The sequence below is a fragment of the Leisingera sp. S2M4 genome, from assembly GCF_055398055.1.
On record NZ_AP040861.1, the window covers coordinates 1,995,783 to 2,009,056 of the forward strand.

A 13,274-nucleotide genomic window follows, 5' to 3' on the forward strand; every position below is an offset into this window, starting at 1 on the left:
GTCAGGTGTCGGTTGGTGTCAGCAGCTTGCCGTACATTTCCAACAGGAAGCTTTCGGCCTCGGCGTAGCGGTTCTGCGCCTTGGCGGGGGCGATTTCCTCGATCTGGACATCGAAATCGGCATAGTGCTGCGTCGTCGCCCAGATCGAGAACAGCAGGTGGTGCGGGTCGGTGGTGTTGATCCGTCCGTCGCGCATCCAGTCCTCCAGCACCATGATCTTGGCGTTGTACAGCTCTTTCAGCGGGCCGAAGATCTCGCTGTGGGACTGCGGCAGGCCGCTCAGCACCTCGTTGGCGAAGAACTTGCTTTCCTTGGGGAAATTCTTGGAGATTTCCAGCTTGCGGCGGATGTATTGGCGGATCTCGTCGATCGGGTCGCCATGCGGGCTCAGCATGTTCAGGGGCGCCATCCACAACTGCAGCGTGCGCGACAGCAATTCGCGGCGGATCGCGTCCTTGCTCTCGAAGTAATACAGCAGGTTGGGCGTCGTCAGCCCGGCGTTCTTGGCGATCAGGTTGATCGACGCGCCGGACGACCCGTGCTGGGCAAATACCTCCAGCGCAGAAGCGAGGATCTGTTCGGTCTTTTTCCGCTGGATCCGAGTCTTGGGCTTTTCAGCTGCCATGCGCGCCATGCAAAATCCGCCAGTTTCAAAAAATCAGTGTGGCGCCCTATTGGCACAAGTCAAATCCCAGTGCCAGCGGTTGCGCCGGGAAGGCGGGCGATATCACTAAACTATCATCTTTGCCGGTGTCCCGGGGCCGGTAAAAGCGGCGGGCAGTGGGGGCTGCCCGCCGGATGCCCCTGCCCGGCGGGGATCTGTCCGGGCAGGAGGGAGAGACTTCAGCGGAAAGCGGGGATGATCTTTTCGCCGTAGTCAGCGATGATCTTTTCCTCGTCGCCGCTGTCCAGGTAGATGTTGAACTGGGTGGTGCCGGCATCGGCCAGATCGCGGATCTTGGCGATATGCTCATCCGGGGTGCCCAGCACGCAGAAGCTTTTCACGATGTCTTCGGTGATGAAGTCCAGGTAGGGGTTATCGCTCTGGCCGTGCTTGGAGTAGTCGTAGCCTTTGCGGTTCTTGATATAGTCGGTCAGGCTGGTCGGCACGTGATCGCCATCGGTGCCGTATTTCTCCACGATGTCAGCGACATGGTTGCCGACCATGGCGGGGAACCACTTGGTCTTCTCGATGCCTTCCTCAATCGGGCCGGTGTGCGCGGGCGCGGCCGCCATCACGCGGTAGTTCGACATGTCGCGGCCTTCCGCTTCGCCGCCGGCCTTGGCCTGATCTGCCAGCCATTTGACGATCTTGGGTTCCGCGATCTGCAGCACCACGCCGTCGCCGACCTTGCCCGCCGAGGCCAGCGCCTTGGGGCCGTAGGCGCCGATCCAGACCGGCAGCTCATAGCCCTGGGCCCAGGGGAATTTCACCGGCTCGGGGCATTCGCCGTACTGCACTTCCTCGCCGCGGATCAGCGATTTCACCACATGGGTAAATTCTTCCATCCGCTTGATGGTCGAGGGCTTTTTGCCCATCACCCGCACGGCGCTGTCGCCGCGGCCGAGGCCGATGTCGAAGCGGCCGTTCGACTGTTTTGCCAGCGAGCCGAACAGCGAGGCCGCCACCGACCACTCGCGCGAGTTCGGGTTGGTCACCAGCGGGCCAAAGCGCATCTTCTTGGTGTGTTCCATGCACATCGCCATGGCGACGAAGCTTTCGCGCCACAGGATGTGGCTGTCGTAGAACCAGCAGTAGGTGAAGCCTGCGTTCTCGGCCTGGCGGACCAGGGCGCGGGCGCGGTCGGGCTCAACGAAGCCTTTGAAGCAAATACCGAATTCCATTTGTGTTTTCTCCCTGTTGGAATCTTAGTGTTCGGGCGGGCAGATGCGGATACCAGCGTGGGTAAAGGGCACTGCCTTGGAAATGTTCTGGCGGATCAGGATCGGGGTGATCGCCTCGATGCAGCGGGCGGCCTCGGCGTCGCCGGCGTTGTAGGCCTCGACGTCCAGCGCGCGGACCAGCTCGATCACCTTCTTGCGGGCGGGCAGGCTGTTGCCGCAGACCAGGATGTCGCAGTTGATCGGCCAGTCGAGGTTGTTCAGCGTGGTGGCCGAGACATTGTGCAGCGCGCCGATCACCGGGATGTCACCGCCCAGCAGCGCCTGCGCAGCCTCGGTGGCGGAGCCTTCGGGCGGCATGTCCACCTTCTTGGGGTCGCCCTCTTTCAGCGGTACCACGATGTCGACCAGGATCTTGCCGGCCAGATGCGGCTTCAGCGCCGTGAGCGTGGCATTATGGGCCGAGAACGGCACCGCGAGGATCACCATTTCATCGGCGGCCTTGGTGGCGGCCTCGTTGTCCAGCCCCTCGATCTTCGCGGCGCCTTCGGGCAGCTTGGCCATCAGGTCGGCGGCGATGCCTGCACTGCGCGCGCCATCGCGCGACCCCAGCGCCACGGCGATCCCGGCGCGGGCAAAGCGCAGCGCCAGACCCTGGCCCTGCGGCCCGGTGCCGCCAATGATTGCGATTTTCATCTGAACATATCCTCCTGTTTTTTCCGTATTATGTCGGCGCCACGGCTGTCGGTCGGCTGCCACTCCAGCCCCCGCAGCAGCACCGCCGGTGTTTTTCCGTTCTTGCGCACCACCAGCCCCGAGGCGGCGGCGATCTCATCCGCCAGCGCCGGTTCGGTGACCATCAGGGGGCGGCCCCAGGCGTCGAGGTTGCCCTGTTCCTGAATGGTGGCAGGCACTTTCGACAGGCCGATCGCGACGTTGATCTGGCCCAGCCGCCAGGGGCGGCCGAAGGTGTCGGTCATCACCACGCCGGTCTGCACGCCAAAGCGGTCTGCAAAGGCCTGCTGAATGCGGGCGCAGCTGGCGTCCGGGTCGGCGGGCAGCACCATGGCGGCGTCCTCCTCGCCGAAATTGGATTCATCCACAGCGGCATTGGCCGAGATGAACCCCAGCCGGTGCTCGCAGATCATCGTGCCGCTGACCTGATCGGGGCGGCGGAAGGCGCGCACCACGCGGGTGCTTTCGCGCAGCACGATCTCGACCTTGCGGGGATCCTTGTTCAGCTCCTCGCCGTATTTGATCGCTTCAGCCGAGGGCGTGACCGTGGACAGCGGAATGATGCAGCCCTCGGCCTTGGAGAAGACCTTTTGCGCGATGCACAGGATGTCGCCCTGCTGCGGTACCAGCCCGGCCTGTTCCATGCAGTCGCCCAGCACCGCAGCCAGATCGTCGCCGTTCTGGATGTCGGGGATGCCGGGAATGGCGGTGAGGGAAACGGACAGGCTCATCGCGCGGCCTCCTGCATCAGCAGCTGCGGCTGATGCGCCAGCAGATGCTGAAGGTCATCTGCGGTGTCGACATCCGCCCGCAGGCTGGCCAGCGGCAGCATCACCGGACACAGGCCGGCGGCCTCGGCCGCCTGCCGGTGGGCAACCACGGATTTCACTCCGTAGGCAAAGCGGAACGGGCAGGGCAGCGGCGCCAATAGGGCGTTGGTGCCCAGATCCTCGGCCGGGCACAGCACCATCTGGCCGCCGCTCAGATCATGCGCCAGCAGCCGGGCCAGCTCAGTCGGTTTGGGGGCCGCGAGATCACCGGGCAGGACGCAGATCGCGCCGTAGCCGCGGCCCGCAGCCCAATCCGCCGCCGTCTCCAGCGCCTCCGACAGGCCGCGGGGGGCGCCCTCGTCGATCAGGATCAGCCCCATGGCACGGGCCAGCCGGGTGATCTTCGGGCTGGAGGTCACGACCGCGATCTCCACCCCGCCGCCGGGCAGCAGTGCCAGCGCCTCCTGCGCACGGGCCACCGTGGCGCGGAACAGGGTCAGCGCCAGCGTTGCGCGCCGCTCGGGGCTCAGCGTCGGGTCCAGCCGGGTCTTGGCGCGGGCGGGATCCTTCATCGGGATCACCACCAGCCGCTTGTCGCTGCGGGCCGCGGTGCTCATGCCACGGCCTCCGCCGCTGCGGGGGCCAGGCACAGGTCGACCACCTCGCGCGCCAGCCGGGCCTTGTCGGCCTTGTCCTTCATCAGGATATGGGCGCAGATCGGCGTCATGCCATGGGCGCGGATCTCATCGCCCAGACCCTCGTCCTGATGGTCGATCACCAAGGTCTGCGCGACACCGGCATAACGTTCGGCGACGCCCGCCGCATCCGCGCGCAGCCCCAGAGCCGCCATCATCCGGTCGGCCGGTCCCTTGACCACCTTGCCCTCGATGAAGGGGCTGACCGCCACCTTGAAGGCGGGCGCGGCGCGCACCGCGTCCCGGATGCCCGGGGTCTCCAGCAGCGGTGCGATGCTGACCAGCGGGTTCGAGGGCGCGATCACGATCAGATCCGCCCCGGCAATCGCCGCCAGCGCCTCTGGCGTGGGGCGGGCCTGTTCGATGCCGTCAAAGGCCAGCTCGCGCACTTCGGGCGCGCAGCGTTCGCGCACGAAATATTCCTGAAAGCTGAGCCAGCCCGCATCGGTCCGCACCCGGGTCTGCACCCGGTCGTCCGTGGGCAGCAGGATCTCTGCCGCGACCCCAAAGGCGCGTGCCACGTCGCGGGCGATCACGCTGGGCCGCTCGCCGCGCAGCCGCCGCATGGTGCGGTGGATGTGCAGGCCAAAGTCGCGGTCGCCCAGCGACATCCAGGTGTCATTGCCGAGCCTTGTCAGCGTGTCCAGCGCCCGGTGGCTTTCATCCGCCACGCCCCAGCCCTGGTTGCGGTCGATCACATCCGCCAGGCTGTAGGTCAGCGTGTCGATATCGGGCGAGACCCACAGCCCGTGAAATTCGTCGTCATCGGCGACATTGCCGATCACCGACAGCTCCACATCCGGCAGCGCCGCCAGCCCCTCGGCCATCTTGGCCCCGCCGACGCCGCCCGCCAGCAGGGTGACCTTATGCTTCGCCGCGCCGCTCATTCCGCTGCCTCCAGCGCGTTGCGTTCGGGGAACATATCAAGGAAATCCAGCGGGTTGCGGCCCTGACGGTCCACCAGCGGTGCCAGCTCCTCCGGGTCGTGGTCATCATAGATGTCGCGGATTTCATAGATGGTGTTGCGGCGCACCGGCACCCGGCCCGCAGCGCGGATGATCTGGGTCAGTTCGCGCGCCGTGATCTCCTGCCCGTGGTCCGAGCCGGCCGCCCGCGAAATGCTCTCGTTCATCAGCGTGCCGCCCAGATCGTTGACGCCGCGTGACAGCATCTGCTGTGCGCGGGCCGCGCCCAGCTTGGTCCAGCTGACCTGGATGTTGTCGATCCAGCCGTGCAGCATGATTCGCGAGACCGCATGCATCAGGTCCACCTCCAGCGCGGTCGGGCCGGGGCGCACCTTGTCCGGGTTCTTGGCCCATAGCGGCGATTCCGTGTGCACGAAGGACAGCGGCACCAACTCGGTAAAGCCACCGGTGTCCTTCTGGATGTCGCGCAGCAGCCGGATGTGGGCGGCCCAATGCTCGGGCGCGTCGATGTGGCCGTACATGATGGTGGCGGTGGTCGGGATACCGACCTCATGCGCGGCGCGGATGATCTCGACCCATTTCTCGGCGCTCAGCTTGTTCTTGGTGAGCTGCATCCGCACTTCGGTATCAAGGATCTCCGCCGCGGTGCCCGGCATCGAGCCGAGGCCCGCCTCCTTCAGATCCGCCAGAAAATCGTGGTAGGACATCTTGGTCTTGGACGCGCCATACCAGATCTCAAACGGCGAGAAGGCGTGGATGTGCATGTCCGGGAGTGCGGCCTTGATGGCGCGCACGATGTCCCGGTAATAGGTGCCTTCCATCTTGGGGTGCAGCCCGCCCTGAATGCAGACCTCGGTCGCGCCGCGGTCCCAGGCCTGCTGGGCGCGCTCGACGATCTGCTCAGGCTCCAGCCACTCGGCGTTCTTGTCCTTGGATCGCTTGGCAAAGCCGCAGAAACGGCAGCCCATGTAGCAGATGTTGGTGAAGTTGATGTTGCGGTTCACCACAAAGGAGACGTGGTCGCCATTGGCGCGGCGGCGCAGCTCGTCCGCGGTGGCATAGACTGCCTCGGCATCGGCGCCACTGGTGCGGAACAGCTCGACGCCTTCCGCCTCGGACACCTCGCCGCCTTCCAGCGCCATTTCCAGGATGGAGCGGATAGGGGCGGAGGCCCCGGCGACGGCCGCGGGCAGAGCGGCAGGCGGGGCGGCAAACTTCTCGGATGCGGGCTGAAGGGTCATGCTGTCTCTCCGATGTGGCGTTGATCGCGGGCCAGCCCGCCAGCCCCGGCCATGCCTGCGGCACGGGCCAGAATGGCGGGGTTGATGAAGTCCTGATCGCGGGTCAGGTAGCGGGGGTAGACGGTCAGCCGCTCGCGCAGCTCGAACCCGGCCTGGGTGCTGGACTGCGCCAGCGCGCGGATCTCCGGCCATTCATGCTGGGGATTGATGAAGTCGATGGTCACGGGGGAAATCCCACCCCAGTCGTTGATGCCCGCTTCCAGGTAGGCGATGTGGCGCGCGCTGAGGTTCGGGGGCGCCTGCAGGCTGATCTCCGGCGCCAGGATGATCCGCGCCGCCGCGATGGTGCGCAGCATGTCCTCCAGCGAGGGCTCCGGGTGGTTGGCCATCTCGATATCCGGCTTGCGCTGGAAGTTCTGGATGATGACCTCTTGTATATGGCCGTGGCGGGCGTGCGCCGCGTTGATCGCATGCAGCGCCTGGATCCGCTCGGCAAAGCTCTCGCCGATGCCGATCAACAGGCCAGTGGTAAAGGGCACCTGTTTCTGCCCCGCCCGCTCCAGCGTGCGCAGCCGCTGCACCGGCACCTTGTCGGGGCAGGCGTAATGCGGCTGGCCCTTGCGGGTCAGGCGGCGGCTGACGGTTTCCAGCATCATCCCCATCGAGGCCGAGACCGGCCGCAGCACGTCGATCTCGTCGTCGGTCAGCGTGCCCGCGTTCACATGCGGCAGCAGGCTGGTTTCCTCCAGCACCAGCTCGCACATGTCGCGCAGGTAGTCGGTGAGGCGGGAATATCCCAGCCGTTCCAGCCCCTTGCGCGCCTTCTCATAACGCAGCTCCGGCTTCTCGCCGAGGCTGAACAGCAGCTCCTTGCAGCCCTCGCGCTCGCCCTTCCTGGCGGTCGCCAGCACCTGCTCCGGCGTCATGATGTTGGCCTCCGGCGAATCCGGGTGCTTGACGAAGGTGCAGTAGCCGCAGGTGTCGCGGCACATGTTGGTCAGCGGCACGAAGGCCTTGCGCGAATAGGTGACCGTGCGCCCCCAGTGGGTGTCGCGGATCCGGGCGGCACGCCGCATCAAGGCATGCAGATCTCCGGTCTCCGCCCAGGCCGTGCCTGTGCTGAGCATTTCAGTGTTCATGGGGTCCTCCCTGTGGCTCTCAGACTGTGGAGGAGGGCCTCAGCTGTCAAATATTTTTTTATCACTAGATCAAAAAAAATACCGCAAACAGCAAATTCGCCTATCTACTTGGCTGTTTTTAAACTGCAAAAAATATGATCTCCAAAAAATATTGACTACTAAGTAAAACGCTCAAATACTTTCCGGCAAACGCGGCGTCCCGGTCCCGCTGGGAACACCGTGCAACGGGAGGACATCAAAGTGCTTATTGGAACGCCGAAGGAAACGGCGAATGGAGAGGCGCGCGTTGCGCTGACGCCGGACTCTGCGCGTCAGCTGCAGAAGCTGGGTTACACTTGCGCGATTGAGACCGGGGCCGGGGCGGCGGCGGGGTTTTCGGATGCCGCCTATGCCGAGGCGGGCGTCGAGATCGTCAAGACCGCGGCGCAGCTGTGGAAGACGGCCGACATCATCGCCAAGGTGCGCCAGCCCAATGAGACCGAGCTGAAGCGGCTGACCAGGGGCAAGACGCTGATCTCCTTCTTCAATCCCGCCGGGAATGGAGAGGGGATGGAGGCCGCCAAAGCCAAGGGCGCCAATGTCATCGCGATGGAAATGGTGCCGCGGATCAGCCGCGCGCAGAAGATGGACGCGCTGTCCTCGATGGCCAATATCGCGGGCTACCGCGCGGTGATCGAGGCGGGCAACAACTTCGGCCGCTTCTTCACCGGCCAGATCACCGCCGCGGGCAAGGTGCCGCCGGCCAAGGTGCTGGTGGTGGGCGCGGGTGTTGCGGGCCTTGCCGCGATCGGCACCGCGACCTCGCTTGGCGCGGTCACTTACGCCTTTGACGTGCGTCCCGAGGTGGCCGAACAGGTGGAATCGATGGGCGCGGAATTCGTCTATCTCGATTTCGAGGAAGAGCAGCAGGACGGGGCCGCCACCGGCGGCTATGCCTCTGTATCCAGCCCGGAATTCCGCGAAGCGCAGCTCGCCAAGTTCCGCGAGCTGGCGCCGGAGATGGACATCGTCATCACCACCGCGCTGATCCCCAACCGCGAAGCGCCCGAACTGTGGACCGAGGACATGGTCGCGGCGATGAAGCCGGGCTCGGTGATCGTGGATCTCGCGGCCGAGAAGGGCGGCAACTGCAAGCTGACCGTCGCGGACGAGAAGATCGTCACGGACAACGGCGTCACCATCATCGGCTACACCGATTTCCCCAGCCGCATGGCGGCGCAGGCCTCGTCGCTCTATGCGACCAACATCCGCCACATGATGAGTGATCTGACGCCGGGCAAGGACGGGCAGATCGTGCATGACATGGAGGATGACGTGATCCGCGGCGCCACCGTGGCGTATCAGGGCGAGATCACCTTCCCGCCGCCGCCGCCCAAGGTGCAGGCGATCGCGGCGCAGAAGAAGCCCGAGGTGAAGGAGCCGACGCCGGAGGAAAAACGCGCCGCCGAAGTGGCCGCCTTCAAGGCGCAGACCAAGGCGCAGGTGACCATGCTGGCAGGCGGCGGCGCGCTCTTGCTGCTGGTCGGGCTGTTTGCGCCGGTCAGCTTCATGCAGCATTTCATCGTCTTTGCGCTGGCCTGTTTCGTGGGCTTCCAGGTGATCTGGGGCGTTGCGCATTCCCTGCACACGCCGCTGATGGCGGTGACCAACGCGATCTCCTCGATCATCATCCTCGGCGCGCTGATGCAGATCGGCTCGGGCAGCTGGCTGGTGATCCTGCTGGCGGCGCTCAGCGTCTTCATGGCCGGGATCAACATCTTCGGCGGCTTCCTCGTCACCCGGCGCATGCTCGCCATGTTCCAGAAATCCTAAGGAGGCCGGACACATGGATTACGGTTTCACCACCGCCGCCTATGTCGTTGCGGCTGTTCTGTTCATCCTGTCGCTGGGCGGCCTGTCGAACCAGGAAAGCGCCAAGCGCGCGGTCTGGTACGGCATCGCGGGCATGGCGCTGGCGGTCTTTGCCACCCTCATCGGCCCCGGCTCGGGCCTGTGGTTGCTGTCGCTCTTGCTGATCGCGGGCGGCGGCATCATCGGCATGTATGTCGCCAAGAAGGTGCAGATGACCGAGATGCCGCAGCTGGTGGCGGCGATGCACTCGCTGGTCGGCCTCGCCGCGGTTTTCGTCGGCTTCATCGCCCATTTCGAGATCGGCAATGTGGCGGCCGCCGCGGCGGCGGGCACGGCGGACGAGCTCGGCACCTTTGCCAAGCTCATCGCCAAGAAGACCCCGGCCGAGATCGCCTTTTTGCGGGTTGAGCTGTTCCTCGGCATCTTCATCGGCGCCATCACCTTCACCGGTTCGGTCATCGCCTTTGGCAAGCTGGCGGGCAAGGTCACCTCGGCGGCCACCAAGCTGCCGGGCGGTCACGCGCTGAACGCCGGTGCCGCGGCGCTCTCCTTCATCTGCCTGATCTGGTACTTCAACGCGGGCACCTTCCTGCCGCTCTTGCTGATGACGCTGGCAGCCCTCTTCATCGGTTACCACCTGATCATGGGCATCGGCGGCGCCGACATGCCGGTGGTGGTGTCGATGCTGAACAGCTACTCGGGGTGGGCCGCGGCGGCGATCGGCTTCTCGCTGGGCAATGACCTCTTGATCGTGGTCGGCGCGCTGGTCGGCTCCTCGGGTGCGATCCTCAGCTACATCATGTGCAAGGCGATGAACCGGTCGTTCGTCTCGGTGATCCTTGGCGGCTTTGGCGGCAGCACCGGCCCGCAGATGGAGGTCGAGGGCGAGCAGGTCGCGATCGACGCCGAGGGCGTGGCGCAGGCGCTGGAGGAAGCGGACAGCGTCATCATCATCCCCGGCTACGGCATGGCGGTGGCGCAGGCGCAGCAGAACGTCGCCGAGCTGACCCGCCGCCTGCGGGCGAAAGGCAAGGAGGTGCGCTTCGCCATCCACCCGGTCGCAGGCCGCCTGCCGGGCCACATGAACGTTCTCCTGGCCGAGGCCAAGGTGCCTTACGACATCGTGATGGAGATGGACGAGATCAACGACGACTTCCCGCAGACGGATGTGGCGATCGTCATTGGCTCCAACGACATCGTAAACCCGGCGGCGCAGGAAGACCCGAACTCGCCCATTGCCGGCATGCCGGTTCTGGAGTGCTGGAAGGCGAAACAGGTGATCGTCTCCAAGCGTGGCCAGGGCACCGGCTACTCCGGCATCGAGAACCCGCTGTTCTTCAAGGAGAACACCCGGATGTTCTACGGCGATGCAAAACAGAGCCTCGACACGCTGCTGACCGCCGTCAGCTGACCCCTCATCAAGACAAAGGAACCCGACATGGACACCAACCCCAAGCGTGCCAATGCCATGGACGCCTATTGGATGCCCTTCACCGCCAACCGGCATTTCAAGCAGAACCCGCGCATGATCGCAGGCGCGGAAGGCATGTATTACACCACCACCGAGGGCAAGAAGGTGCTGGATGGCACCGCGGGCCTGTGGTGCGTGAACGCAGGCCACGCCGCGCCGCGCATCACCGAGGCGGTGACGAACCAGATGACCGAGCTGGACTATGCGCCGGCCTTTCAGATGGGCCACCCAAAGGCGTTTGAGCTGGCCAACCGGCTGGCAGAACTGGCACCGGGTGATCTGAACCACGTGTTCTTCACCAACTCCGGCTCGGAATCGGTGGAGACCGCGCTGAAGATCGCGCTGGCCTATCACAAGGCCAGGGGCAATGCCTCCCGCACCCGGCTGATCGGCCGCGAGAAGGGCTACCACGGGGTGAACTTCGGCGGTATCGCGGTGGGCGGCATCGTCAACAACCGCCGCCACTTCGGCAGCCTGCTGACCGGCGTTGACCACCTGCGTCACACCCATGACCTTGAGCGCAACGCCTACAGCCAGGGCGAGGCCGAGCATGGCGTCGAGCTGGCCGAGGATCTGGTGCCCCTGATCGAGCTGCACGGCGCCGAAACCATCGCCGCGGTGATCGTCGAGCCGATGGCAGGCTCCGCCGGGGTGATCCTGCCGCCCAAGGGCTATCTGAAACGGCTGCGCGAGATCACCCGTGAGCATGGCATCCTGCTGATCTTTGACGAGGTGATCACCGCCTATGGCCGTCTCGGCAAGGCTTTTGGCGCCGATTACTACGGTGTCGAGCCGGACATGATCACCACCGCCAAGGGCCTCACCAATGGCGTCATCCCGATGGGCGCGGTGATGATCAGCAGCGAGATCCACGACGCCTTCATGACCGGCCCCGACCACATGATCGAGCTGTTCCACGGCTACACCTACTCGGGCAACCCGGTGGCCTGTGCCGCCGCACTTGCCGCGCTCGACACCTACCGCGAGGAGGAGCTGTTCGAGCGCGCCGCCTCGCTGGAGGGCTATTGGGCCGAGGCGATGTTCAGCCTGAAGGGCTTGCCGCACGTAAAGGACATCCGCTGCGCGGGCCTGGTCGGCGCGGTGGAGCTGGAGCCGGTGGCGGACATGCCCACCAAGCGCGCCTTGGACGTCTACCTCAGAGCTTGGGACAAGGGGGCGCATCTGCGCACCACCGGCGACATCATCGCCATGTCGCCGCCGCTGATCATCGAAAAGCAGGAAATCGACGAGCTGGTCGGCATCCTCGCCGAATCGCTCATCGCCTAAAAACCTGCCCCTGCCGTGCGGCCCTTGGGCGCGCGGGGCAGGGGCGAACAGGGAGAAAGACATGAAAGACGTGCAAAGCAACGCCCGCATCAACGGCAGCCGCCTGTGGGATTCGCTGATGGAAATGGCACAGGTCGGTCCCGGCCTGCGCGGCGGCTGCAACCGCCAGACGCTGACCGACGAAGACAAGCAGGGCCGCGACCTGTTCAAGCGCTGGTGCGAAGAGGCCGGGATGACCGTCGGTGTGGACAGCATGGGCAACATGTTTGCCCGCCTTGAAGGCGCGGAACCCGATCTGGATCCGGTGATGATGGGCAGCCATCTGGACACCCAACCGACGGGTGGCAAATACGACGGCGTGCTGGGCGTGCTGGCGGGGCTTGAGGTCGTGCGCTCGATCCGCGATCTGGGCATCACCCCGCGCCGCCCCATCGTGGTGGTGAACTGGACCAACGAGGAGGGCACCCGCTTTGCGCCCGCGATGCTGTCCTCCGGCGTTTTTGCCGGTGTGCACACGCAGGACTGGGCCTACGCGCGCGAAGATGCCGAGGGCAAAAAATTCGGCGAGGAGCTGGCACGCATCGGTTACGTGGGTGATGAGCCCGTGGGGCAGCGCAAGATGCACGCGATGTTCGAGCTGCACATCGAGCAGGGCCCGATTCTGGAGGCCGAAGGCAAGGACATCGGCGTCGTCACCCACGGCCAGGGTCTGAACTGGCTGCAGGTGACGCTGACCGGGCAGGAGGCGCACACCGGCTCGACCCCGATGCCGATGCGTCGCAACGCAGGTCTGGGCGCCGCGCGGATCACCGATCTGGTGCACGAAATCGCGATGAGCCACCAGCCCGATGCGGTCGGCGCCGTGGGCCACTGCGACTATTATCCCAACAGCCGCAACATCGTGCCGGGCAAGGTGGTCTTCACCATCGACTTCCGTTCGCCCAGCTTTGACACGCAAGCGGACATGGAACGCCGCCTGCGCGAAGGTGCCGCGAAGATCGCCGAGGAGCTGGAACTGGGGCTCGAGATCGAGCAGGTCGGCCATTTCGACCCTGTCACCTTTGACGAGGGCTGCGTCGCCGCCGTGCGCCGGGCCGCGGAAAAGCTCGGCTATTCGCACCGCAACATCATCTCCGGCGCGGGCCATGATGCCTGCTGGATCAACAAGGTGGCCCCGACCGCCATGGTGATGTGCCCCTGCGTTGACGGGCTCAGCCACAACGAAGACGAGGAAATCAGCCGCGAATGGGCGGCGGCGGGCACCGACGTGCTGCTGCACGCCGTTCTTGAAACCGCAGAAATCGTGGAGTGACAGCC

12 protein-coding genes are annotated in these 13,274 nt (G+C 65.3%); 4 read left to right on the forward strand and 8 right to left on the reverse strand.

Annotated features, from left to right (window positions below):
• Window position 1: 1 nt before the first annotated feature.
• The 8 genes from ACZ52D_RS09695 to cofG form a co-directional block, all read right to left on the reverse strand.
• On the reverse strand, window positions 2-634 hold the full coding sequence (locus tag ACZ52D_RS09695; RefSeq protein WP_369925094.1) for a TetR family transcriptional regulator C-terminal domain-containing protein: 633 nt from the start codon (window positions 632-634) through the stop codon (window positions 2-4).
• A 209-nt stretch (window positions 635-843) separates the two neighbouring features.
• Window positions 844-1,845: a TIGR03842 family LLM class F420-dependent oxidoreductase gene (locus tag ACZ52D_RS09700; protein ID WP_464441186.1), complete on the reverse strand. Its 1,002-nt coding sequence runs from the start codon at window positions 1,843-1,845 to the stop codon at window positions 844-846.
• Between the two features lie 24 nt (window positions 1,846-1,869).
• A complete protein-coding gene (gene npdG / locus ACZ52D_RS09705) occupies window positions 1,870-2,538 on the reverse strand; it encodes an NADPH-dependent F420 reductase (RefSeq protein WP_464441187.1) in 669 nt (222 codons plus the stop codon).
• Window positions 2,535-3,308: a coenzyme F420-0:L-glutamate ligase gene (gene cofE / locus ACZ52D_RS09710; protein WP_464441188.1), complete on the reverse strand. Its 774-nt coding sequence runs from the start codon at window positions 3,306-3,308 to the stop codon at window positions 2,535-2,537. The genes npdG and cofE overlap by 4 nt, the downstream gene beginning before the upstream one ends.
• Complete coding sequence (gene cofC / locus ACZ52D_RS09715; protein WP_464441189.1) at window positions 3,305-3,964, reverse strand: 2-phospho-L-lactate guanylyltransferase; 660 nt, start codon at window positions 3,962-3,964, stop codon at window positions 3,305-3,307. Before cofC ends, cofE begins: the two co-directional genes overlap by 4 nt.
• Entirely contained in the window at window positions 3,961-4,929 is a 969-nt protein-coding gene (cofD, locus tag ACZ52D_RS09720) for a 2-phospho-L-lactate transferase (RefSeq protein WP_464441190.1), read from the reverse strand. Before cofD ends, cofC begins: the two co-directional genes overlap by 4 nt.
• Complete coding sequence (gene cofH / locus ACZ52D_RS09725; RefSeq protein ID WP_464441191.1) at window positions 4,926-6,209, reverse strand: 5-amino-6-(D-ribitylamino)uracil--L-tyrosine 4-hydroxyphenyl transferase CofH; 1,284 nt, start codon at window positions 6,207-6,209, stop codon at window positions 4,926-4,928. Before cofH ends, cofD begins: the two co-directional genes overlap by 4 nt.
• On the reverse strand, window positions 6,206-7,348 hold the full coding sequence (gene cofG / locus ACZ52D_RS09730; RefSeq protein ID WP_464441192.1) for a 7,8-didemethyl-8-hydroxy-5-deazariboflavin synthase CofG: 1,143 nt from the start codon (window positions 7,346-7,348) through the stop codon (window positions 6,206-6,208). The genes cofH and cofG overlap by 4 nt, the downstream gene beginning before the upstream one ends.
• A gap of 240 nt (window positions 7,349-7,588) precedes the next feature.
• Here cofG and ACZ52D_RS09735 point away from each other — a divergent pair, with 240 nt between their 5' ends.
• From ACZ52D_RS09735 to ACZ52D_RS09750, 4 genes are all read left to right on the forward strand, one after another.
• Window positions 7,589-9,160, forward strand: coding sequence for a Re/Si-specific NAD(P)(+) transhydrogenase subunit alpha (locus tag ACZ52D_RS09735; RefSeq protein ID WP_464441193.1), 1,572 nt, complete (start codon window positions 7,589-7,591; stop codon window positions 9,158-9,160).
• Window positions 9,161-9,173: 13 nt separating this feature from the next.
• Complete coding sequence (locus ACZ52D_RS09740; protein WP_464441194.1) at window positions 9,174-10,610, forward strand: NAD(P)(+) transhydrogenase (Re/Si-specific) subunit beta; 1,437 nt, start codon at window positions 9,174-9,176, stop codon at window positions 10,608-10,610.
• A 27-nt stretch (window positions 10,611-10,637) separates the two neighbouring features.
• Window positions 10,638-11,957 (forward strand): omega-aminotransferase AptA, encoded by a 1,320-nt coding sequence (gene aptA / locus ACZ52D_RS09745; RefSeq protein WP_464441195.1) that lies wholly within the window; start codon window positions 10,638-10,640, stop codon window positions 11,955-11,957.
• Window positions 11,958-12,018: 61 nt separating this feature from the next.
• Complete coding sequence (locus ACZ52D_RS09750) at window positions 12,019-13,269, forward strand: Zn-dependent hydrolase (protein ID WP_222454698.1); 1,251 nt, start codon at window positions 12,019-12,021, stop codon at window positions 13,267-13,269.
• The last annotated feature ends 5 nt before the right edge of the window (window positions 13,270-13,274 follow it).